Raw genomic sequence first — 21,246 nt, 5'->3', positions numbered from 1 at the left:
CACCCGCGTCACCGTCGAACGGGAGCACCCCACCATGCGCACCGCCCCCGCGACCTGGGCCGAGGCGGACGCCTGGCTTGCCGTCCTCACCCGGCGCGGCCACCTCCACCGCGTCGAAACCGGCCCGGACGGCGCCCGCAGCGTCCAGCGTGGCCAGCACTCCCGCCCCTGGACCCTCCACCACCCCGTCCTCGCCCTCGACTTCATCGAGGAGCTCCTCCTCGACATTCGCCAGCGCGGCACCGAGGCCAGCCGATGACCGCCGCCGCCCAGGACAGCACCACCCCTGGACCGGAGAGCGACCGCAACAGGGCTCCTGGCGGAGCAAGTTGTGGGGTAAGGAGTCCTTACCCCGCCTGCGCCCCGAACGGAGCGCAGGCATCCCGGTCGGCGGCAGACCCAGGGGGGCCTGCCGCCGACCGGGAAGTCGGCCCAGGGGTGCCGACCACGGGGGAGGAGGAGCAACAGCCGACCGCCGCCCGCGCCACGCCGCGCCGACGCCTTCGCCAGAGCGTGCCGCGCGCCAACCGCGTCTGTCCCCGCTTCAGCGACCCCGAGTGGGCTCTCCTCCAGTGCGCCGCCGCCCGAGCCGACCTCGCCCCCGGCGGCTACACCGCTGCCGCCGCGGTGGCTGCCGCCGCCAGCAGCGACCCCAGCGCTGCCGTCGCCGACTACCGGCGCGGCATCCAGGAACTCATGGAGTCCAACCGCCAGCTCGGCGCCGTGGGCAACAACCTCAACCAGCTCGCCCACTACGTGAACGCCGGCGGCCAGCCGGGCGCCGAGCTCCGCCAGCTCCTGGCCCGCGTCGAAGCCTCCATCGACGCGGTCGACGACGCCGTCGACTGGCTCATCCGCCGGTGATCCCCAAGATCCGCACCGGCACCGACCGCGCCTTCCCCCTCATCGACTACCTCTTCGGCCCCGGCAAGCACGAGGAGCACACCGACCAGCACCTCGTCGCCTCCTGGAACGGCTTCGCGCCCGACCCGGGCCCCAACCCGGAGCGCCACCAGGTCGCCAAGCTCGCCAACCAGCTCGACCAGCCGGTCAAGGCCCTCGGCCGGCGGGCACCGGCCACCCGGATCTGGCACTGCTCGCTCCGAACCGCCCCCGGCGACCGGCACCTCGACGACGCCGAGTGGGCCACCATCGCCCGGCGCATCGTCCACGCCACCGGCATCGCCCCCGAGGGCGACACCGCCGCCTGCCGCTGGGTCGCCGTCCGCCACGCCGACGACCACATCCACATCGCCGCCACCCTCGTCCGCCAGGACGGCCGCCTCGCCAACGTCTCCTTCGACAAGCGCAAGGCCCAGGCCGAAGCCCGCCTCATCGAGAAGGAGTACGGCCTGCGCCGGCTCAACCCCGGCGACGGCACCGCCGCCAAGAACCCCACCAGCCAGGAGCACTTCAAGGCCGAACGCACCGGCCGCACCGAGCCCCCACGCGAAACCCTGCGCGAAGCCGTCCGCCAAGCCGTCGCCGGAGCCGACAACGAGCAGGAGTTCTTCACCCGCCTGCGCGAAGCCGGCCTTCGGGTGAAGCTGCGCCACGCCCCCTCCGGCGACGTCCTCGGCTACAACGTGGCTCTGCCCGGCGACCGCAACCGTGCCGGCGAGCCCATTTGGTTCCCCGGGTCCAAACTCGCCCCTGACCTCTCCCTGCCCCGAATCCGCCGCCGCCTCGACACCGCCCCCGTCACCGCAACCCCGGAACCGGACGATCGCCCGGCCCGCACCGCCCGCTCCGCTCCCGCCCATGGCCGTCGGGATGCCGCCGGCATCGCCGAGTACACCCTCGCCGTCCTCGACCAGGACGACGACGAAGCCGCCGCCCAACTCGTCGGCGCCGGAGAACTCCTCGACGCCCTCGCCCAGACCTCCCCGGCTGCCGCCCGGACCGAACTCCGAGACGCCGCCCGCGCCTTCGAACGCGCCACCCGCAGCCACGTCCGCGCCGAGACCGCCGACATCCGCGCCCTACGCTCCGCAGCCCGCGGAATCGTCCACGCCGGCAGCGCCCTCGGCCGCGGCGAGGACGGCGGCGCCACCGCCATGGTCCTGTCCACCCTCGTCCTGGTCACCCTGGCCGCCGCCCGCTGGCACTCCGCCCGCGGCCACGCCCAGCAGGCCGCTGCCGCCCGCCAGGCCACCGACCACCTGCGCGCCGCCTACCAGCGGGCCGCCGCCTCTCCGATGCGCACGATGCGGGCGGCGGGCCGCGCTCTACCCACGGCCGAGCGCCGCCGCCACGACACCACCATCCACACCGTCCTCGGCAGCGACCGGCGGCCGTCGGTACAGGGCCTCAACCACGATGCCCTGGCTGCGGTCCTCGCCGAAGCCGAGCAGGCCGGCCACGACCCGAAGGCGCTGTTGGAGGAAGCTTCCTCCTGGCGCGAACTTGACACCGCCCGAAACCGCGACGACGTCCTGGTCTGGCGCATCCGCCGCATAGCCGACCTTCCTGCGAGCTCCCAGCCCCCGCACCAGGCTCCGGCAACCACCAGGAACGGCGCGAAGCCGGGCCGCCCCGCACAACGCCCCGCCCCGTCGGCACCGACCCGGCCCGCGACCGACTCGCACCGTCCGACCCCGCGTCGCTGACCCCGCCAGCCCAGCCCGTCGGGCACAAACCCCCTCGACACCCGGCCCCACCAGGTGTTACGCAAGAATCCGAGCACCGAACGGAGAGCCCGTGACCAGAACCGATGAGTGCACCACCAGCACCCCGAGCCCGACCACCACCCCGGCTGCCGACCCCCTCCGGCAGCTGGAGTCCGACAGCCGACCGCCGAGCGGCCCGGACGCGGTTCGCCTCGTGAAGTGCCCCACCGAACTGGCGCTCCGCGGTATGCCTGTCATCTGCCCGAAGTGCCGGGCGTGCCGGGACTGGCTGCTGGTCAACCACCGACGCCACGTCTGGATCGGTTGCCGCTGCGGCGAGGAGTGGCTGGAACCCGAGATCACCCGCCGGGACTTCGACGCGATGATCGCCGACCCATCCTGGACGCACTACCGCACCCTCGACGAGGCACGCACCGTCCTGGGGTTCGACGGCCTCTTCGCCGGGCTCTACCTGGAATGATCTTGATGTCTCGCCAGTCCCAAATCGTGGTCCTGCACGGGGTCCGCGCTTCATCGAGGCCTCGAGCCCCAGCTTGGTGTTACGCCGCTACCCGGGCACGGGCGTCGTGCCGATGAGCCTACGATGGTCGTCTGCGGCGGAGGTGACGTCAGTTGCGTCCCCCCGTGGGCTGGTGCTGCCTGCGGGACGGAGTGGCGGCAGGGGAGAGCGGAGCGGCTGAAACTGTGCATCTGAAGGACTTCTCCATCAGTGGGTTCCGCTCGCTGACATTGGTTGAGAACATTCCTGTCAGCGCGCCGACGATCCTTGCCGGCCACAATGATGGCGGCAAGAGTGCAGTGCTCGCCGCTCTCGATTTTCTCCTCGGCGGGTACCGTCTGACCGAACAGGATCGGACCTACGAAACCACGCACGGACTCGACGCCTCCGCCGCTATGCCGGGTCGCTGTGCCTTGACATGGGTAGAGGGAAGTTTTGCGCTGGACAGCTCGGAACAGGCGATGGGCTTTCCGCCCGAGTTGAGGATCCGCCGCCGCGTCGAGGGCGACGCTGCGCCTGTGCTCGAATACTGGGCCCGGATCCCGGCCGATCCCAGGCTTCGGGACGTCGGATCCTTGCTCGTCTCGGAGCTGAAAGAGTTGATGGAAACCTTCGGCTTGCACGCTGAAGGCAAGGGTGTGAAGGCCGACCTGCAAGCCGCACTGGTCGCACACGCGGACCAGTCGGCCCAGGCCTGGGAGTGGATCGTACTTCCGAATCAACTCGTACGACGGCTTCCGAGACTGCTGCCGTTCAGCGGGAAGGACGAGAGCCCGGACCGGGCCATTCACACGGCGTTGGACGGAAGCTACCGAACCCATCTCGGCGACGATGGGTTGCAGAAGCGGCTGCGGAAGATCGAGTCCGAGGTGACAACCTCGGTCAAGGCTGATGCCGCCGATTTGTGTGAGCACATCAAATCGCATTGCCCCGACCTCGTGGACGTCTCAGTGGAACCGGAGATCTCGTTCTCTCACGGTTTCAAGCACGCTCATCTGCACATCTCCCGGTCCCGCGGCGAGCGTGTCGACCTTTCCAGGTCCGGGCGCGGAAGCAACCGCCGGATCGCCCTCGCCGTTTGGGAATGGACGAGCAAGCTTCTGGAAGACCCCCAGCCCAGTGAGGATGACACCCCACCCGTCCAGACGATCGTCGCCTACGACGAACCCGATACACACCTGGACTACAGCCACCAGCGGACGGTGATGGACCTTATCCGTCGCCAGTGCGCGACGGACTCGGTCAAGGTCATCGTCGCTACTCATTCGATGAACCTCATCGACGGGGTTGACATCGCTGACGTTGTCCACCTGAGACTCGAGGCTGGGCGTACCGTCATGGAACGCCTTGCCGAGGACACGCACGAAGGCATCGACGTGCACCTCGGGAAGATCGCTTCCGCGCTGGGCTTGCGCAATTCAGTCCTGCTCCACGAGCGTTGCTTCCTCGCCGTGGAGGGCCCCACTGAACAGCAGGCCATCCCCGTGCTTTTCCGCCTCTCGGAAGGTCTGTCGCTGCAGGCTGCGGGTATTGCCCTGTGGGCCTGCAACAACAACGAGGGGGCTCTTCATCTCGCCCGGTATCTGGCCAGCCAGCGTCGTACTGTCAGATTGCTCGTCGACGCTGACAGCCGTAACGTCGCCAAGTTCTTCCGGGAGGACAAGCTGCGCTGGTACGGTCTCGACCCGGCGACGCAGGTGTCGTTCGTGGGTGAGGCGAAGGGCCTCAACGAACTCGAGGAGATCTTCGAGGACGAGCAGTGGGCCCGGGTAGCCAACAACAAGTGGCCTCGTCCTGAAGGCCAGCTGCCTTGGGAAGCCGCGGACTTCAAGGCCCATCGTGATGGCAGAAAGTTCAGCAAGGGCATCTTGGAGATGATCCAGGAGCAAGCAAGTGCAAGTCCTGGCGGGAAGCCTGAAATGGTTTACGAGCTGGCGACATCCTTGCTCTCTCCGTCGGATGTGCCGCCGCAGCTCAGGGAGGAGTTTGCGGCTTTGCGGTCGATGGCAGGCTGATCGTTTCCGGACTGCATGGTCTGCTCGAGCTGGGCGACACGTCGGGCCTTCATCCTTGCTTTGCGCTGTTCGCTGGTCGGGGTGGTCCAGGCATGCCAGCCTGCCTCCTCCACCCATTGCCGTGCATGGGATCGCTCGTTGATGCCGCACCAACGGCACCCGTTAGGGGCAGGGAAGGTGTCATGCAAGGAGCCTTGCTCGGAAGTCATCTCTCCTCCTCTCTGCCTGCATTCTTTCCTGCACCACTGACACTCTGCTGTGTGGGTACTTCGGAGGCCACTGGCCGAACATCCGCGCCTGCCTGGCCGGCCACCGAAGGTTGCCGGTGTCATCGCATAGCGATCAAGAGCAACGCCTTGCGCTAACGGAGCTCCTCCCGCTGTTGGTGCTGCTCGGCGTGCCGTGGCCTCCGGAGGGACGCCCGTCGACATCGACTGGGAGTGGGCCGGACGGTGAGAGGACCGCCTCCGAATGGTGGCGGTCCTCTGTACTGCTGCTCGTATGCTCGGTGAGGCGCCAAGTGCTGAATGGGAGCGGCGGTCGAGGCTGAACGGGCTGGACGAGCACCGGGAGTGGCTGGGTACCTGCCTGGTCAATCGGTGGTTTCGTCGTCGGTCGGAGCGTTCTGGAGGTCACGGCGATAGCCCTGGCCTCGGGGCTTCCAGCTCTGGAACGTGCTCGCCTTCCAGCGGGGGCGGTCAGGAACGCTCGTGTCGTCAGGAGCAGGTAGGGAACCACGCGCGCGTCGGGCGTGAACGGCGCGAAGGTTGATGCCCAGATGCGCTGCTACCTCGCGGTAGCCCCAGAGCTCTTGTTCCTCGGCTGCCCCTTCTTCGTCGGTCGACTGGGGGCAGGTGGAGGACGAACCAGATACGGGGGAGGCCGCTCTCGCTGCGTCTGAATGGGAAGGGCATGCGACCGCGGGTGGTGAGGAGACCGCGACGCGGAGCGCGGCGGTGGCGACGGCGAGGGCGGAGCACAGCGCGGTGACCTCCCGCAGGGTGGGGCGGACGAGGCGGGGCCAGTCGTCGGTGGCGGCGGTCCAAGTGGCCAGGTGCACCTCAGTGGTTGCGAGGCCGAGGTGGGCGGTGACGTCCCAGCCGGCTCCGATGGCTGGTTCCCACCGGAGTCGGATGCGGCCGAGCGGCAGCCGGGGTGCGGGGTCGGGGATCCAGGAGACCTTGATCGGCTGGTCGGGCGAGGCGGGGATGCTGTGGACGAGGGCTCCGCTCATCCCCGGCGGCATGGGCCGCAGGGCGAGGTGGTCGAGCGGTCGGGGGAGGTCCGGGCGATCGGGGGTGGGGATGCGGTTCTCCTTCGGTCGGGTGGTTCAGGCCCAGGCGAGTTCTTCGCGGACGGCGGTGGGCAGGTAGCCCTCCTGGCCGTCCTCGGGCAGGTAGACGATGTCGTTGTGCACGAGGACGGTGGCGGCCGGCAGGTGCGAGAACGGCCAGTCCGGGTTCACTGCGAGCCGGACGGTCAGGCCCGGGTCGAGGTCCTGGAGCTGGGCGATCAGGTGGGCGACGGTCAGGTTCTGGGGCACGGGCGTTTCCTCGGGGCGATGGTCGGCGGGGAGTTGGGGCGGATGAGGACGAGGTCGTCGGCGGGCCACGGATCGCAGGTGTCCCACGGTTGGCCGGTGGTGAGGACGACGGTGCCGTCCGGGCCTTGGACGTCGGGGAGACAGCAGACGCCGCAGCCGCAGTCCGGGTTGTAGAGCCCGGGGCGGGCCGGGTAGGGGCTGGAGGCGAAGTAGTCGGTGCGGCGGAAGCGGTGGGGACCGGCGGGCTGGAAGGCGGAGACGATCAGGTCGTCGGGGAGGACCTGGTCGGCGCGTACGATCCGCAGATGGGGGCTGGCGAGGATGCGGCGGCTCCCGCGGTGCTCGGTGGTGGCGGTGACGACGACAGGGTGGAAGTCGACGTGATGGGTATTCGTGCTGCCTCCCTCGGGGGCAGGTGATCAGGCGAGGCGGTAGGACTGCAGGGCCAGCGGCCCGCCCTCGGCTTCGCGCACCACCAGGCCGTCGGTGGCCAGGCGGCCGAGCGCGAAGGTGGCCGACCCGGCCGGGAGGGACACGGCGTCAGGAGCGCTGGCGGGGGAGGAGCCGGGCTTCGCCGCCGTGGGCCTCGATCAGCTCCCGGACCAGGGCGGCGGGGACGTACAGGTACACGGACTCCGTGGGGCCGTCCTCGTCGGCGGCCGGTTCGAGGTAGGACCGCCAGCGGCTCCAGGGCTCGGGCCGCCGAGTCGGGAAGCCGACTTCGAGCGTCCGGGCGGGCAGCAGGTACGTCTCGGCGGGGTCAGGGGCGAGCACCGAGAGGCAGAAGCCGTCGGCACAGGCGATGCGCGGGTCGTCGAGGGCGAGCCCGAGGCCGGTGCGGGGGGTGCCGTGGGCGACGATGTGGTCCAGTCGGGGTGTGGTCAAGTAGTGCTCCGGTCGGTGGTGTTGGTCTATCGGGACGGGTTGGCGGCGAGCGCGGCGAGGAACCCGGCGACGGCTTCGGAAGGCGTATGGGTGCCGAACTCCTGGCTCCAGGCGGCGGCATCGGCGGGCCGGACGTGGACGCGCCAGACGATGCCGCGCTGCCACGCGCCCGGGACCTCGGGCAGCCAGCCGACGTAGACCCGCCCGTCCGGGCTGGTGCAGTGAAGGTTGGCCTCGGGGGTGTCCACGATGGTCCAGCCGAGGCCGTCGAGCAGGGAGAGCACCGGCTCCGCACCGTGGTCGGGGGAGAGCCAGCCGCGCTCCTGGACGGCGGGGCGGATGGGGGTGGGCAGGAGGTTGGTGGACGTGCTTATGGGGCCGGGTCCCTTCGTTGACCTGCGGTTTCGGCGACATGAGTACGTTGACATGCGATGTACCGAAGCCCGTAGTCGTTTCCGGTAACGACCGGTCTGCCGTGGGCGAACCGGCCCGGGAATGGATCGGCGGGGCCCGGTGCTGAAGAAGGGTTACGGCGAGACGCCGTACGCAGGTCTGAAGGGGGACGGCGTTGGAGCCGAGCAGAGGCCGAGACATGGCGGCGCTGGAGCGCAAGATCCGCAGTGCGGGCCGGGCGTGGACGAGGGGCGACATCGCCGTGATCGCCGACGGCCAGTGGGCCGTGAACACGGCGAGCCGTGCCGAGCGGGCACAGGACGAGGCGGCGCAGGCCCGGCTGGCGGACGGCCGGCGCGTGGAGCTGACGCTGGAGGAACTGGCCCGCGTGGTGGGCGCCGCCGACCCGGGCGCCCACCACGACCAGGACGTGAACTGACCGTCCGCTACCGCCGGTTCGCGGCCGAGGCGGCTGGAGCGGCTGCGGTCGGCGGGGCGGGCCGTTCCGCGGGAAGACTCACCGGACGCGGAGCATGCGTGCTGCGCGCGGTGGCGGCCTTCACGCGCTCGGTGCCGGGACCGTTCTGAGTTTGCAGGGCGAGTTCGCGGGCGTCGACGACGTGGCGGATCGCCTGCAAGGTGGTGTTGCTCTCGGCATGGGCGGTCCGCAGGGTGCTCGCCGATTCCGTGATCCGGTCGAGGTCGTAGAAGGCGGGGACGTGACCGGGACGGGTGAGGGCGTGCAGCCGTTCTTGGTGCACGGCAACGGAGTTGGAGACCACCGTGAGGTAGCCGCGGCTGTGCATGGCCGCGCGCAGCAGGGGATCCTCGACGGGGTGGCGGGTCGCGGCCTTCTCCAGTTCGGTGATCGGCCGGCCCCAGGCCTTCTCGATCATCGCGTCGGCGAGCTCCAGGGCGGTGGCGTCGGGCACGGGGTTCCTTTGAGGCGCGGGTGGTCAGCGGGAGCGTCCGGCAGAGGCGGCCGGGAGCGCCGGAGGGCGGGTGGTGGTGCTGTAGGCGAGCGCGGACGGCGCGGTGCGGGGAACGGAGAGCGAGCGGGAGGTAGCCGCCCCGACGCGCGCCACCTCCAGGGGGCTCGGCGCCGTCGGGGTCGCGGTCGCGACGGCGGGCAGGTGCTCCAGGTCGACGCGCCGCAGGTACCGGTTGACCGGTACCGGGTCGGCGACGGCGGTGGTGAGGGTCTGGAGCAGGTGCTCGGGCAGGCGCGAGGAGACGGTGGCGTACCAGACGCCGCGGGGCGGGCCGACCTCGAACAGCCAGCGCTCGGTGTCGCCGGCCATCTCGGCTTCGTGCCGCAGCGGGTTGTCCCGCCGGTGGAGCTGGATGAGGCGGTCGGGCGACTGGTAGCTCAGGAACGGGGTGGTGGGGTTCAGACGCCAGCCGTCGGCCAGGAGCCGGAGGGCGGTGTCGGCTCCGGAGGTTCGGCCGCCGTCACCCAGGTAGGCCTCGGGGCCCTGTGCGTAGGCGTCGGCGAGCGCGGCGGTGAAGTCCTCGACGACCTCGGGCGGGGTGCGGTCGTCGAAGGTGACCAGCCACTGCGGCGGGGCGAAGGCGTCCGGCCTCGCGCTGATCTTCCACAGCGTCGAGTCCTCGCCCTCGGGCAGGAAGGCCAGGCGGGCCCGCAGGTCCGGCGCGGTGACGAAGGTGTTCGCCAGCTCGTCCCTGCCGAGGGCCCAACCGGCGTCCAGGAGGCGCTGGATGGCCGGGGAGCCGTTGGCGTCCCCGTTGGCGAGGTAGCGGGGGGTGACCCGGTACTCGCGGGGCTTCTCGGGGGTGTGCGGCATCGGATCGTCCAGGGTCAGCGGCGGCGCACCGTAGTGGGTGCGGGCCGGGCGGCGGACGGGATGGCGGGTGCGGCCGGCCGACTGCGAGGTGCCGGGCGGGCGTCCGCGGCTTCGGAGGGCGGCCGGGCGGTGAGGTGAGGGAGGTGGTGGACGGGGATGTCGCAGCGCCGCCGCTCCACGGGCGCGGGCGAGCTGAAGAGGAGGGTGGCGCGGACGAGGGGGTAGAAGGGCACGCCGGTGGTGAAGTCCGCACGCCAGGAGGGGTTTCGCAGGTTTCCGGCGAGCATGCTCCAGGCCGGCGGGGTCCGGCCGGTGGCCTCGGCGTCGGGCGGCTGGTGGCCGATGCGGTGCCGGTAGACGGCGGTGAGGTCGGGTGCGACCTGGTCGTGGAAGCCCGGGGTGCTCTGGTCGGGCCGCCAGCCGCGGTCGGCGAGGACGGAGGCGGGGGTGGCCGGGAGGTGGTGGGGGCCTCCGCGCAGGTAGTCGCGGTGCCCGCTGCGCAGGCCGTGGACGAGGGTGGTCGTGAAGGCGGCGGTGATCTCGGCGGGCGTGCCGGGCGCGAACGACGCACGCCACAGTGGGGCGGTGCCGGGCGAGCGGTAGCCGTGGACGGTCCAGGCGCCAGGGTGGCCGGTCGCGGGTTCACCGGTGATGACGGTGGTTCGGCAGGGGCTGGTGTAGCGGAGTGCTCCGTCGGGCGAGCGGTCTCGGCTCCAGCCGGGGGCGGCGTCGAGCGTGTCGGTGATGAGCCGTCGGTCGCCGGGGCCGGCGAGGCGGAGCGGGTGGACGAGCAAGGGGGAGGTGGAGAGCACCGGGAGGATCCTGAACGCGGTGGGGGCGGGCCCGCACGCCGTCGGTGGGGTGCGGGCGCGGGGGAGCCGGAGAGGGGGAGGGGTTCTGGGCTGGCTGTTCGTGGTGATCACCGCCCGCGGGAAGGGCGGGAGGCCGCCGTCACCGCTGCGGGGACACGCGGCTGCGGGGCCGGGGCATGGCTGAACAGGCCCGTGGGGGCGGGGCTTCGCCGCAGTGCCGCCGCGGTTCGCACGGTGTCCGCTCCGGTGACGAGGGTGCGGGTGGCGGCCGGCACCCGAACGGCCGGGGCGGCCGAGTGCCGGTTGTCCCACTGCTGTACGGCGGCGTACACGGGGGCGAGGGCGCGCCCGGCGTCGGTCAGGATGTAGGGGGCGCCGTGCCGGGAGCCGGTGCGGGCGACCAGGCCGTCGGCCTGCATGCGGTTGAGCCGGGTGGCGATGAGCTGCTCGGAGACGCCGACGCGCTCCCCGAGGTGGCCCACCCGCATGCTCCCGTGTTCCGTGAGCAGCCGGACCACCTCGGTGGTGTCCATCAGGTGCAGACGGCGCAGGGCGTCCTCGATCCGGTCGGACCGGTCCTGCGGTGGGCGGTCGAGGTGCTCGGAGGACCACTGGGCTACCGCGCGGTAGAGGGGGCCGAGCGTTCGCGCGCCGGCGCTGAGCCGGTACGGCGCCCAGCGGTCGAAGGTGGCGTCGCGGTTCACCAGCCCGGCGTCCGCCATGGCGGCGAGGCGCTTGCTCACGTATGGCTGGTTGATCGCCGGATGGTGGTGGGCGACGTCGCGCACGCGCATCTCCGGGCCGTACTTGGCGATCGTGTGGACGAAGTGCGTGGTCCACTTCGGGGCCAGCTGGCGCAGGACGTTCTCCACGCGTGCCGCGTCGGCGGTGGTCATGGCAGGGGTCGGCTTCGCCAGCTGGTCGTGCGGGTTCACTCGGTCGTCTCCATCCGGGCGATGAGGGAGCGGACGAGGGTGGGCAGGCTGTCGGGGCCGTTGCCGCCCAGGCGTATGAAGCTGACCGACTCCTTGAGGAGGTCGTGGGCGTCCTCGGTCAGGGCGCCGACGATCTCCATGCAGGCGTCGGTGAAGTCCGAGGCGGCGAGCAGGGATCGTCCCAGGACCTGGAGGTAGAGGCCGGGCGGGAGCGCGGCTTCGGCCGCCAGGGTGGTGACCGTCTCCTGGTCGCGCGGGGTGTAGCCGGAGAGGTCGAAGCCCTCCAGCTCCCCGGGGACGGTGGGCGCGGCACCGGGGCGCGGCGGAAGGCCTGCCATGGTGGCCAGGGCGTCGACGGTCTGTGTCAGTTCGGAGAGCGACTCGGTGAGCCAGCCCAGGGCGGAGGCGTAGGAGGCCAGGGTGAACAGGGTGGCCGGGGTGGTCGGCAGCTCCTCGTCGAGCAGGTCCTCCATATGGTTCGCCAGGTCCGTGAGTACCTCGGGCCCGGCGGCGAGCGGGCCGAGGACGGGGTGGAGGTAGGAGCGGGAGAGTGGGGTGGAGTGTTGGGTGGTGACGATGCCGGAGACGGCTTCGGCGGCCTCGACGAGCCAGGTGGCGAGTTCGGCGTGGGTGGGTGCGGTGGTCATCATCGGGCCTTTCGGGCAGCGGAGTTGGGGGCGTAGCCGGGAGAGGCTGTGGTGTACGCGGTGCCGGGGGCAGTCGCGGGTGCCGGGCGCGTGGAGCGGGCGCGGGCGGCGCGCACCCGGGCCTCCTCAGCGGGGCTGAGACCGGCGGGGTGGTTGAGCCCGGTGCGGCCCAGGCGGTTCTGGGCAGAGCGGTAGACCGCGTAGTCCAGCCGCGGGCCGGCGGCGACGAGATGGACCTCGCGTGCGTGCCTTGAGGCCGGCGGGGCGTCGCGGAACTGCACGACCAGGCGGTGGCTGGCGAACTGGTCGCCGACGCCGAGGTAGACCTTGTGGCAGCCCTCCAGCCGGCCGTCGAGGCGCTTGGCGACGCGCTCGCCGTGCACGAGGTCCTGCAGGTGCAGCAGGGCCTGGTCGCGGATGGCGTCGGGGAGTTGGCGCAGGTCGGCGATCGCGTCGGGGTGGGCGGAGAAGCCGAACTTCGCGTGGCTCACAGCGACCGCCCCCGATCGGGCCGCGCGACAGCTGCGGGCGCGGCGGCCAGAACGTTGGCGGCGGTGACGGCGGCCGGGGCGGTGGTGCTGCGGGCGAGGGCGGCGCGGGTACGCAGGGCCGCCGCATCGAGGCGGTACTCCGGCGCGTCGGGCAGCGGAGTGGAACGCTGCTCCAGCCAGTTCTCGGCGGCGGCATGGTTGGCGAACGCCCCCTCGCGCACCGTGTACGTGTACTGGTCGGGCTGGAGCGTTTCCAGGAACAGCCGGACGGGCAGCTGCTTGTCCTGGCGGTCGACGGCGATGCTCCAGCCCTCGACGTCGGACCCGTCGATGACCTGGTAGTCGACGACCGCAAGGCCCTCGCCCGAGCGCCGTATGCGGTTCTCGACCTGGACGGTCAGTTCGTCGGCGGGCTTGGGGACGTCGATGGTCGGCGCGAGCGCGTCCGGAGGGCAGCCGCGGTTGATGAGCCAGTTCTGCGCGAACGCGAAGGTGGCGTGCTTGGACCTGTGCATGCTGAAGGTCGCCTGGCTGCTGTCGCGCACGAGATCGAAGGAGGCGATGTTGGGCATGTTGGGGTAGCCCCAGGTGGCCGAGGCATCGAAGCCGATGATGAAACTGCGGTCGCCCACATCGTGCTGGGAGATCGTCTTGAAGTCGCTAACCCAAGTGGAGTCGTACAGTTCGGCGGTGTGCTCGTCGGAGGGTTCGAGGTCGTCGAGCCGGAAGTCGGCGTCCTTCATGCGGCGAGTCCCAGCTGGTCGGGGGTCGACAGGACGCGGTGGGCCGGCCGGGAGGGGCTCGTGGTGCACGCGGCGAACGGACCGTCCGGAGAGCGGAGTTGGGCGATGGAGTGGTCGAGGTGGTCGCGATGCCACGTCGAAGGGCCGCCCTGGCCGGCCTCGGCGGCGGTCAGCTGCTGCCAGGCCAGCCACAGCGCGTGGAGGCGGGCGACGGCTTCGGGGTGCTCGGGCCACTTCGCGCACCACGGGCGGGTGGAGCCGATCTCCCGGCCGTAGACGGGCAGCAGGATGTGGGTGACCCAGAACGAGAGCTCGGCCAACTCGGCGGCGTACTGTGCGCCGCCCATCGCGAGGATGAACAGCGGCGGAGCGGCCTCGGGCGCGTCCTCGCTGCCGGGGTCCGGCTCGATGGAGCCGGACCCCGTCTCGTCGTCGGATTCGGAGCCGAGACGGTCGAGGATGACGCCGTGCTGGCGGACCTCGGCCATGGTGCGGTTCAGGGCGCTGACGAGGTCGTCGAGGTCCTCGTCGGGGATGCGGATCGGCTCGGGCTCGGGGGTGCCCGGCATCGGGTCGGACATGGGCATATCCAGGGGTTTGGACGGGCGGGGCGAACAAGGGTGGACGGTCTTCTTCGGGTCACGGCAGGGCTCCTGTGCGGTTGTCGAGGGAGATGGTCCGCGGGATCGGCGGCTTGGCTCAGCCGCCGACTGCTGGTAGGGGCTGTTGAAGGTTCTGATCAAGCACCAGGCTGGTCAGCGGCTGGGCATCTGCCCACCCCGGTGAGCAGCCCGTTTGCTGATCGCCCCTGGCAGACCTCGTGCGGCCCGACTGCACGCGAGAGGCCACTTCCCAGATGGGAGTGACCTACATGTCAGAATCCCCCAGTCACGAGCCCGCTGGCCAACCCTGGGGCGAATCGGCTTCTCGAATGGGAGTCCGTCTGTTCGCATTTGAGAACACTAGGAAATGCATGAGTCAACCCTTAGAGCGGGTATGCTGACTGCCGATCAAGTCCTGTCGCCCCTGATACGCCTCGATATGGATCGAGGGCTGCCAAGCGCAGCAACTGCGACGACAGGAGGAGAGCACGATGGGAAAGCAGCGGCCACGCACCAAGGGTCAGACGTCCTCGCGCATCAGCTGGCGCGAGATCACTCTGGCGGCACTAACGGCGGTGGCCGCAGTGGCAGGATGCGTAGAGCAATTGGTGCGCTGAAACCGCACCTCTGATCGAGCACGAGTGCCGGACGGACAGCCGGGCAAATAAGTAAGCCCGGCCGGTAGCAAGTCGGCCGGACCCACTCGATCTCTCTACGGGGCCCGAGCCTGGTTGCAGTCAGCTCGGGCTCTCTTGTTCGAGAGTTCTGGACACGCAACTAGGCAGATCGAACCTAGCTGCTAGCATCACCAATATTTTATTCCACAGTAAATGTGGAACCTAGTTGCTTGCTGGCAATCAACTGTTGCTTGCTAGCAAGCAACACCACTATAGCTTCAGCTTCCGCCATCTTTCTGCAGCTCCTCACAGGTTCTTGTAGCTACACCGAAGTTCGGATCGTGTGGTTGAGGTGAGGAGCTCCAACCAATTGATCGATCCGCGAAGTTGCAGGCTGGCGCGTAGCCTTCCGGTCTCTTGTCGCACCGGATTGCCAGGCTCCGGCCAGGTGTGTTGGGCCTTTGGAAGCACCGTTCGACGGTTTCGCGGATATCTGAACCCTGAACCGCTCCTAGGCAGTGTCGTCAAAGTGATCTTGGCTAGTGGATCATGGTGCGGTGATACGTCGCCATGAACTCTCCGATGCCGAGTGGCTCCTGGTGGAGCCGTTGCTGCCCAGGCCCGGCACCGGTCGCCCGCGTCTGGACGACCGGACGGTGCTTAACGGGATCGTGTGGAAGTTCCGGACCGGGGTGGCCTGGCGGGACGTACCGCCCCGGTACGGCTCCTGGGCCACCCTGCACACCCGCTTCCGGCGGTGGGCCGAGGACGGCACCTTCGACCGGATGCTGCGGGCCGCGCAGGCGGAGGCGGACGCGGCCGGCGACATCGACTGGCTCGTGTCGGTCGACTCCACCGTCGTACGGGCCCACCAGCACGCCGCCGGGGCAGGAAAAGGGGGACCCAAAACCAGGCGCTCGGCCGGTCCCGGGGCGGGCTGACCAGCAAACTCCATCTGGCCGTCGATGGACTCGGTCGCCCCCTCGCCCTGGTCCTGACCGGCGGGAACACCAACGACTGCACCCAGTTCACCACCGTCATGGACGCCATACGAGTGCCCCGGATCGGACAAGGACGGCCCCGGACCCGTCCCGATCACGTCCTCGGGGACAAGGGCTACAGCTCGAAGGCGATCCGAGCCTGGCTGCGGCAGCGCGGCATCAGCCACACCATCCCCGAGCGGGCCGACCAGATCGCCAACCGGCTGCGGCGCGGCAGCCACGGCGGTCGCCCCGTGGCGTTCAATCGCCAGCTCTACAAGCACCGCAACGTCGTCGAACGCTGCTTCAACCGCTTGAAGCAGTGGCGCGGCCTCGCCACCAGGTATGACAAGACCGTCGTGTCCTACAAAGCCGCCGCCACCCTCGCCTCACTCCTCATGTGGGTCTGACCCTTTGACGACACGGCCTAGTACTCCAGCAGCGCTTCTCCATTTCTGCTGGTCAACGACTTGGGAGTGGGGAGTGTAGTGGCGTGGAGGCGGGTGGGGGACGGTCTTTGCCGGACCGTCCCACCATCGGGTGACCGCGCCGCATGTAGTGGCAGTGGCGGGCGCGTGCCTGGTGTCGTCGGCGCCACCGGGACCAGCTCAGTGCGTGGCCGTGGCCGGGAATGCGGTGGTGGGGTCCAGTTGCCAGAAGACGGCGAATCTCGGCCGGTGTGAGGTCCACGAGGTCGGGCGTGTCCCGGGCAGTGCCCCCTTTTCGCGTTCCTGGCCGGCCATCACGGCCAGGAAGGCGTGGGCGAGCATGGCGAGGGTGATGTGCCGGTACCAGCCCACGTACCGGCGAACCTCGTACTGGTCCAGGCCGCATTCGTTCTTCGCGCTCTGGAAGCACTCCTCGATCTTCCAGCGGCAGCCGGCGACACGGACGAGGTCGGCGGTGGTGGCGTTCAGGGGCGCGCAGGCGAGGTAGTAGGCGAGCTCATCGGGTCTGGCGATGCTGCGGCGGGCCAGCATCCAGCGCTGCCGGGTGGGCTCGTCGCCGTCGAACTCCCACACGGCGGGCAGGCGGGCGGCAGCCCAGTCGTAGAACCGCTCGCCCTTCGCACCGCTGCCGGCGGAGAGCCGCTGCCAGGCCTCGGGCGGGGCTTGCTTGATGAGGTGGTCGATCCGCGGACCGTGGACCTGCTGGGACTTGGGCACCGCCACGACGTAGGACAGTTGCGCATCTTCGAGGAAACGGCGGAAGTGGGAGTCCTGCCCGTAGGCGGAATCGGCGGTGACCCAGGCGATGGGCAGGGGCGAGGCCAGGGCCCGCGCGATCACGGTGCGGGCGAGTTCGCCCTTCGTGGCGAACACGCGCTCGTCGGGGATCCGGGCGGATCGGCAGCGGTCACGGTCATCGGTCCAGGACTTGGGCAGGTAGAGCTCCCGGTCGACCAGGGCATGGCCGCGGTGGGTGGCGTAGGCGGCGAAGACGCCGATCTGGCAATTCTCGGTGCGGCCGGCGGTGCCGGAGTACTGGCGCTGGACCCCGGCGGAGGTGGTGCCCTTCTTGACGAAGCCGGTGTCGTCGATGATCAGCACGCCGTCGTCGGTGCCGAGGTGTTCGGCGACGTAGGCCTGCAGGTCGTCGCGGATCTCGTCCGCGTCCCAGCGGCAGCGGGAGAGCAGCCGTTGAAGGCCGTCAGGGGTGGCATGGCCGGCGTATTCGGCGAGCTGCCAGCCGTTCTTGCGGCCGACCTGGCCGAGCAGCCCACGGACGTAGTCCCGCACACGACGCCGGGGCTCCACGCGCGTGAAGCGGGCCCCGATCCGCAGGAGCAGATCCCCAAGCTCCTGATCCCACACGTTCGTTGGTGCATCGTCGATCACATCGGCGTACTGCCCGAGCACCCACATCACATGCGGCGCGGTCACCCGATGGTGGGACGGTCCGGCAAAGACCGTCCCCCACCCGCCTCCACGCCACTACACTCCCCACTCCAAAGCCGTTGACCAGCAGAAATGGAGAAGCGCTGCTGGAGTACTAGGAGCAGGCCAGCTGAGTGCTTCGGCCCTGGGCGAGGCGCAGGCCGAGAGCGACGGCGTCGGCGAGGGTGTCGGTGAGCGGGTGGCTGGAGGCGGCGAGCTTGGCGGGGTGGTGAAGGCCGCCGGTGTGCAGCACCGCGTACGCGCCGTTGGCGTGGGCGGCGTCCGCGTCGTCAACGGCATCGCCGACGAGCAGTACCCGGTGCGCCCGGTCGGTGAGGCCGAGGGCGGCGAGGTGGGCGGCGAGCGGGGCGGCCTTGGTGCCGCCGGAGGGGCCGGTGCGGCCCTCGTACCGGGTGAAGAAGTGCCCGATGCCGGCCTGCTCTACTTCGCGGACCAGGGTGTCGTGCGGGCACAGCGACAGCAGTGACTGGGTGTGGCCGGCCTCGCGCAGGCCGGTCATCAGCTCGACGACACCGTCGCGCACGCGCACCGGCTGGGCGCGCAGGTGGGCCAGGAAGGCGTTGTCGCTGGAGATCCACTCCTGCTCGGTGATCGTGCGGCCGAGCAGGCGGGCGTAGAAGTTGGGGATCGGGACGGTGTGCTTGGCCCGGTAGGTCTCCCGGTCTACCGGAGCGCCGCCGAGGGCGGGCAGGGTCGCGTTCAGCGCGGCGACGTGGTCGTCGAGGTCGTCCTTGACCGTCCCGTTCCAGTCCCAGACAACGTGCATGCGGTTGGCGGGAGTTGCGACGGTGAAGAGGGTGGTGTTCACGGCGTTTTCCTTCAGAGCGAGCGTGGTGCTCAGGTGGAGAGGCGGTCGTTGAAGCGGTGCAGCAGCCACAGCGCGAAGGCGGCCCCGGCGAGCGGGACGAGCGCGAGCAACTGCGGGCCGATGGCGGCGGCGAGGGAGGCGAGGGCGGTGCCGACGGCCTGGCCGACGCCAATGCAGGCGATCAGCCAGGCGAACGCTTCCGTCGCTTCGCCTTCGGGAGCGAGACGGTCGACGGTCAGGAAGCTCGCGGTAAGCAGCGGTGCGAGGAAGGTGCCGGGCAGCACGGCGCCCAGGACGGCGACGGCGGGCGCGGGGTCGGGCAGCAGCGGCAACCATCCGGCGGCGAAGCCGATGGATGCGGCGACCAGGTGCTTGGCGGGGACACCGGGCCAGGCGTGTCGGCCGTAGGCGAGTCCGCCGAGCATGCTGCCGATGGAGAGCGCGGCCGGCATCACCCCGGCCAGCCAGCCGGCGTGGTAGCGCTCGGCGGCGGACAGCGCCAGGACGTTGACGGCGCCGAGCGCGACACCGGTGCCGATCAGCGCGGCGAACAGCACCCGAAGGCCCGGCACCCGCAGCGGCCCCGTCCAGTGCACCGCTTCGGTGAACTCGGCCGGGGTCCAGGCGCGGGAGGGGCGGGCGGTGACGACCAGCCCGGGGCCGAGCAGGCCGAGCGCCGCGGTCGCCACCAGCGCGGTGGCCGCTCCGGCGCCGGCCGCGAAGCCGGTGGCCAGCAGCGGACCCGCGACGAACACCAGGCCCTGGGTGCTGCTGTCCAGTGAGAGCGCGGTGCGCTGGCGCCCGGCGTCGGGCAGCAGCACCGGCCACAGCGCCCGAAGGCCAGCTTCCAGCGGCGGCGTCGCCAGCCCCGCCAACAGGACGGTGAAGGCCGCGAGCACCGGGTGGCGCGCCGGACCGGTGCACGGCAGCAGCAGGAACGCCGTGTTCGCCGTGGCCGTGGCGGCGACGATGACCCGGGTCTGGCCGTGGCGGTCGACCAGGCGCCCGAGCAGCGGCTGCCCGAGCGCGGAGGCGAGGCCGTACAGGGCTCCGAGGGCGCCGGCCAGGGCGAGCGGGCCGTGCTCGGCGCGCACCAGCAGAAGGATCGCGATCGGCGCCATGCCGGTGGGCAGGCGGCCGATCAGGGTGCCGCCCAGCAGGCGGGCGACGTGCGGCGAGCCCAGGACGGCGCGGTAGCTGCTGTCCTGGGCTGGGCCGCAGGCGGTGGTGGTGCTCAAGGAGAAGGTCCTTCGGTCGTACGGCCGGCGGCGCGCGGGCGCGCCGGACCGAGGCATGCGTAGGCATGACAGCCCCCTCGGCTCGGTGCGGCTGCAGGGAGAAGGGTCCGCGGATTCCGGGATTTGGTACGGCCGGGAAGAAGGGGTAGAAGCTCCTCATCGGGTACGACAGCGCGGGCACGGAGGGAAGGGAGGTGCCAACAACTCCAATGCCTGGCGAGCCTGTTGGGGGACGACGCCGTTGCCGAGGGCGGTGAGCTGGGCCGGTCGGCCCAGGCCCGGGGTGGCGGTCACCCAGCCCGGCGCGAGCCCTTGCATCCACTCGACGAACTCGGCCCGGAGCTTGCCGCCCTCGTCGGTGGCCGGCGGTGCCGGGTGCGTGAGCGTCTCCCATCGGGCGACGGCGGTGGCGTACGGTCCCCATCGTCCGGGGTCGAGTCGGACTGCGGCGTGTCCTCCGCCCGCAGCGGCAGTGCCATCGCTTCCGGCGCGGGCGGAGCCGGCCGCCTGCGGGAACGCGAGGCTGGGTTCCGGGGTGAGGAGGGCCGGAGCGAGGCCGCTGCCGAGGGCAGGGTCAGGTCCCCGCTGCCGTGCCGCTGGTTCGGCGAGCCCTTGATCCCGTCCGACGCCTTCGGCGTGGGTAGCAGCCACTCCACCTCGTCCGCCAAATTCGGCCCATGGCCCCCGCGCTTCCTCTTCTCCGGATGTTGCGAGCCGCCGTTCGTCGCGATGTTGGACGTGGGAGTTTTGAGTAGCGCCGCCGTCGGTGGGCCAGGCGGTGAGGAAGACCCTGGCCCGGTGGTGGGGCGCGCCGACGTCGGATGCGCGAAGCACGAGCCATCGCGCGTCGTACCGGAGCTCGGCCAGGGCGCCGAGTACAGCGCCAAGTGCCCGCAGATCAGGATGGGTTGGGTCGTCTCCCATGCACCACGGACACTGTTCCACCGTCGCCATCGGAGGCGACGGCGGCGGGGGAGGTGAGGAGTCCTCGTACATTCTCGACTACCAGGAGATGTGGGCGGAGGGCTTCGACCGCGCGTGCCACGTGCAGCCAAAGGCCCGATCGGGTATCGGAGTTGAGACCGGCGCGGCGGCCGGCGACCGAGACGTCTTTGACAGGGGAATCCGGCCGTGAGGACGCACACCCGCGGTATGCGGGACCAGTCGATCTTGGTGATGTCGCCCAGGTTCGGCACGTGCGGCCAGTGGCGGGCCAGGATCCGGGAGGCACCCGGATCGACTTCGGCGTGCCAGGCGACCCGGCCGCCGAGCGCGGCCAGGACCCCGAGGTCGAGACCGCCGTACCCGGAGCACAGGCTCCCGACCAGCGGGCCGTGGCCGGCGACCAGGAGAGTCGGCGTCACTGTCGGCTCCGGACGGCGGGAGCAGCAGGCGCAGTTGGCGTTGGCGCCGGGGCGCCCGGGGCCGTCGGAGCAGGCGGGGCGGTGGTGGCCGATCGGCTCAGCAGGTGCGCCATGGCGGTGCGGATCGAATCGCCGTGCGCGGCCTCTTCGGCGGCCCGGGCGGAGAGCTCGTCCTCCAGTTCTCGGATGTGTGTGCCGAGCGCGGCAATCTGCCGGCCGACCTGCGCGGCGTCGGGTACGTCGGCGGGGCCGGTGATGGAAGGCAGCAGCGCTTCCTGCTGCTGGAGGGCACTCGCCCGGGTGCGGAGGGCGAGCGGCTCGTTGACGGGTGCGTTCACGGG

At 70.9% G+C, this 21,246-nt stretch carries 26 protein-coding genes and 1 pseudogene; 8 read left to right on the top strand and 19 right to left on the bottom strand.

Annotated features, from left to right (window positions below; genetic code table 11):
• Nucleotides 1-34 precede the first annotated feature (34 nt).
• The 5 genes from ACZ55U_RS13625 to ACZ55U_RS13605 all read left to right on the top strand — a co-directional run bounded on the left by ACZ55U_RS13625 (nucleotide 35) and on the right by ACZ55U_RS13605 (nucleotide 5,144).
• Nucleotides 35-259 carry a hypothetical protein gene (locus ACZ55U_RS13625; RefSeq protein WP_465525780.1) on the top strand — a complete coding sequence of 75 codons (225 nt, stop codon included), beginning with the start codon at nucleotides 35-37 and terminating at the stop codon, nucleotides 257-259.
• Nucleotides 260-438: 179 nt separating this feature from the next.
• Nucleotides 439-864: a MobC family plasmid mobilization relaxosome protein gene (locus ACZ55U_RS13620; protein ID WP_465525778.1), complete on the top strand. Its 426-nt coding sequence runs from the start codon at nucleotides 439-441 to the stop codon at nucleotides 862-864.
• A complete protein-coding gene (locus tag ACZ55U_RS13615; RefSeq protein WP_465525776.1) occupies nucleotides 861-2,609 on the top strand; it encodes a relaxase/mobilization nuclease domain-containing protein in 1,749 nt (582 codons plus the stop codon). The genes ACZ55U_RS13620 and ACZ55U_RS13615 overlap by 4 nt, the downstream gene beginning before the upstream one ends.
• Nucleotides 2,610-2,700: 91 nt before the next feature.
• Entirely contained in the window at nucleotides 2,701-3,090 is a 390-nt protein-coding gene (locus ACZ55U_RS13610; RefSeq protein ID WP_465525774.1) for a hypothetical protein, read from the top strand.
• 224 nt (nucleotides 3,091-3,314) lie between these two features.
• On the top strand, nucleotides 3,315-5,144 hold the full coding sequence (locus tag ACZ55U_RS13605) for an ATP-dependent nuclease (protein ID WP_465525772.1): 1,830 nt from the start codon (nucleotides 3,315-3,317) through the stop codon (nucleotides 5,142-5,144).
• Between the two features lie 592 nt (nucleotides 5,145-5,736).
• Here the strand turns inward: ACZ55U_RS13605 and ACZ55U_RS13600 are convergent.
• A complete protein-coding gene (locus ACZ55U_RS13600) occupies nucleotides 5,737-6,378 on the bottom strand; it encodes a hypothetical protein (RefSeq protein ID WP_465525770.1) in 642 nt (213 codons plus the stop codon).
• A gap of 96 nt (nucleotides 6,379-6,474) precedes the next feature.
• A complete protein-coding gene (locus ACZ55U_RS13595; protein WP_465525768.1) occupies nucleotides 6,475-6,687 on the bottom strand; it encodes a hypothetical protein in 213 nt (70 codons plus the stop codon).
• Between the two features lie 89 nt (nucleotides 6,688-6,776).
• Here ACZ55U_RS13595 and ACZ55U_RS13590 point away from each other — a divergent pair, with 89 nt between their 5' ends.
• Nucleotides 6,777-7,106, top strand: coding sequence for a hypothetical protein (locus tag ACZ55U_RS13590; RefSeq protein ID WP_465525766.1), 330 nt, complete (start codon nucleotides 6,777-6,779; stop codon nucleotides 7,104-7,106).
• A 121-nt stretch (nucleotides 7,107-7,227) separates the two neighbouring features.
• On the opposite strand, the gene ACZ55U_RS13585 is transcribed toward ACZ55U_RS13590, so the two are convergent.
• Nucleotides 7,228-7,572 carry a hypothetical protein gene (locus ACZ55U_RS13585; RefSeq protein WP_465525764.1) on the bottom strand — a complete coding sequence of 115 codons (345 nt, stop codon included), beginning with the start codon at nucleotides 7,570-7,572 and terminating at the stop codon, nucleotides 7,228-7,230.
• A 26-nt stretch (nucleotides 7,573-7,598) separates the two neighbouring features.
• A complete protein-coding gene (locus ACZ55U_RS13580; protein WP_465525762.1) occupies nucleotides 7,599-8,000 on the bottom strand; it encodes an SPDY domain-containing protein in 402 nt (133 codons plus the stop codon).
• Between the two features lie 140 nt (nucleotides 8,001-8,140).
• Between ACZ55U_RS13580 and ACZ55U_RS13575 the strand changes: the two genes are divergently transcribed.
• Nucleotides 8,141-8,404, top strand: coding sequence for a hypothetical protein (locus ACZ55U_RS13575; RefSeq protein ID WP_465525760.1), 264 nt, complete (start codon nucleotides 8,141-8,143; stop codon nucleotides 8,402-8,404).
• 7 nt (nucleotides 8,405-8,411) lie between these two features.
• Here ACZ55U_RS13575 and ACZ55U_RS13570 read toward each other — a convergent pair whose 3' ends face one another.
• The 8 genes from ACZ55U_RS13570 to ACZ55U_RS13535 all read right to left on the bottom strand — a co-directional run bounded on the left by ACZ55U_RS13570 (nucleotide 8,412) and on the right by ACZ55U_RS13535 (nucleotide 13,979).
• Nucleotides 8,412-8,897: a hypothetical protein gene (locus ACZ55U_RS13570; RefSeq protein ID WP_465525758.1), complete on the bottom strand. Its 486-nt coding sequence runs from the start codon at nucleotides 8,895-8,897 to the stop codon at nucleotides 8,412-8,414.
• 24 nt (nucleotides 8,898-8,921) lie between these two features.
• Nucleotides 8,922-9,770, bottom strand: coding sequence for an SPDY domain-containing protein (locus ACZ55U_RS13565; RefSeq protein WP_465525756.1), 849 nt, complete (start codon nucleotides 9,768-9,770; stop codon nucleotides 8,922-8,924).
• Nucleotides 9,771-9,784: 14 nt separating this feature from the next.
• Nucleotides 9,785-10,582 carry an SPDY domain-containing protein gene (locus ACZ55U_RS13560; protein ID WP_465525754.1) on the bottom strand — a complete coding sequence of 266 codons (798 nt, stop codon included), beginning with the start codon at nucleotides 10,580-10,582 and terminating at the stop codon, nucleotides 9,785-9,787.
• Nucleotides 10,583-10,689: 107 nt separating this feature from the next.
• Nucleotides 10,690-11,517, bottom strand: coding sequence for a winged helix-turn-helix transcriptional regulator (locus tag ACZ55U_RS13555; protein WP_465525752.1), 828 nt, complete (start codon nucleotides 11,515-11,517; stop codon nucleotides 10,690-10,692).
• A complete protein-coding gene (locus ACZ55U_RS13550; protein ID WP_465525750.1) occupies nucleotides 11,514-12,164 on the bottom strand; it encodes a hypothetical protein in 651 nt (216 codons plus the stop codon). Before ACZ55U_RS13550 ends, ACZ55U_RS13555 begins: the two co-directional genes overlap by 4 nt.
• The gene (locus tag ACZ55U_RS13545) at nucleotides 12,164-12,655 is read right to left on the bottom strand and encodes a hypothetical protein (RefSeq protein ID WP_465525748.1); all 492 of its coding nucleotides are present in this window, start codon (nucleotides 12,653-12,655) and stop codon (nucleotides 12,164-12,166) included. Before ACZ55U_RS13545 ends, ACZ55U_RS13550 begins: the two co-directional genes overlap by 1 nt.
• Nucleotides 12,652-13,398, bottom strand: coding sequence for a glycosyl hydrolase (locus ACZ55U_RS13540; RefSeq protein WP_465525746.1), 747 nt, complete (start codon nucleotides 13,396-13,398; stop codon nucleotides 12,652-12,654). The genes ACZ55U_RS13545 and ACZ55U_RS13540 overlap by 4 nt, the downstream gene beginning before the upstream one ends.
• Nucleotides 13,395-13,979 (bottom strand): DUF4913 domain-containing protein, encoded by a 585-nt coding sequence (locus tag ACZ55U_RS13535; RefSeq protein ID WP_465525744.1) that lies wholly within the window; start codon nucleotides 13,977-13,979, stop codon nucleotides 13,395-13,397. Before ACZ55U_RS13535 ends, ACZ55U_RS13540 begins: the two co-directional genes overlap by 4 nt.
• A 1,198-nt stretch (nucleotides 13,980-15,177) precedes the next feature.
• Between ACZ55U_RS13535 and ACZ55U_RS13530 the strand changes: the two genes are divergently transcribed.
• A protein-coding gene (locus ACZ55U_RS13530) for an IS5 family transposase (protein ID WP_465526010.1) occupies nucleotides 15,178-16,007 on the top strand; the annotation gives its coding sequence in 2 pieces (ribosomal slippage) (nucleotides 15,178-15,526 and nucleotides 15,526-16,007; 831 coding nt in all).
• 198 nt (nucleotides 16,008-16,205) lie between these two features.
• On the opposite strand, the gene ACZ55U_RS13525 is transcribed toward ACZ55U_RS13530, so the two are convergent.
• The 7 genes and pseudogenes from ACZ55U_RS13525 to ACZ55U_RS13495 all read right to left on the bottom strand — a co-directional run bounded on the left by ACZ55U_RS13525 (nucleotide 16,206) and on the right by ACZ55U_RS13495 (nucleotide 21,243).
• Nucleotides 16,206-17,462, bottom strand: a complete 1,257-nt coding sequence (locus ACZ55U_RS13525) for an IS701 family transposase (RefSeq protein WP_465526008.1) — start codon at nucleotides 17,460-17,462, stop codon at nucleotides 16,206-16,208.
• A gap of 127 nt (nucleotides 17,463-17,589) precedes the next feature.
• Complete coding sequence (locus ACZ55U_RS13520) at nucleotides 17,590-18,303, bottom strand: HAD family hydrolase (protein WP_465525741.1); 714 nt, start codon at nucleotides 18,301-18,303, stop codon at nucleotides 17,590-17,592.
• 29 nt (nucleotides 18,304-18,332) lie between these two features.
• Nucleotides 18,333-19,541 (bottom strand): MFS transporter, encoded by a 1,209-nt coding sequence (locus ACZ55U_RS13515; protein ID WP_465525739.1) that lies wholly within the window; start codon nucleotides 19,539-19,541, stop codon nucleotides 18,333-18,335.
• Nucleotides 19,542-19,697: 156 nt separating this feature from the next.
• Nucleotides 19,698-20,465, bottom strand: a complete 768-nt coding sequence (locus ACZ55U_RS13510) for a DNA cytosine methyltransferase (RefSeq protein WP_465525737.1) — start codon at nucleotides 20,463-20,465, stop codon at nucleotides 19,698-19,700.
• Nucleotides 20,440-20,772, bottom strand: coding sequence for a DNA cytosine methyltransferase (locus ACZ55U_RS13505; RefSeq protein WP_465525735.1), 333 nt, complete (start codon nucleotides 20,770-20,772; stop codon nucleotides 20,440-20,442). Before ACZ55U_RS13505 ends, ACZ55U_RS13510 begins: the two co-directional genes overlap by 26 nt.
• Nucleotides 20,717-20,905: pseudogene (locus ACZ55U_RS13500) on the bottom strand (DNA cytosine methyltransferase); the annotation flags it as partial. The pseudogene ACZ55U_RS13500 and the gene ACZ55U_RS13505, both read right to left, overlap by 56 nt.
• Entirely contained in the window at nucleotides 20,902-21,243 is a 342-nt protein-coding gene (locus ACZ55U_RS13495; RefSeq protein ID WP_465525733.1) for a hypothetical protein, read from the bottom strand. The gene ACZ55U_RS13495 and the pseudogene ACZ55U_RS13500, both read right to left, overlap by 4 nt.
• Nucleotides 21,244-21,246: the final 3 nt, after the last annotated feature.

Source organism: Kitasatospora sp. NPDC034533, from assembly GCF_055575155.1.
This window is presented reverse-complemented; position numbering and strand designations above follow the sequence as displayed.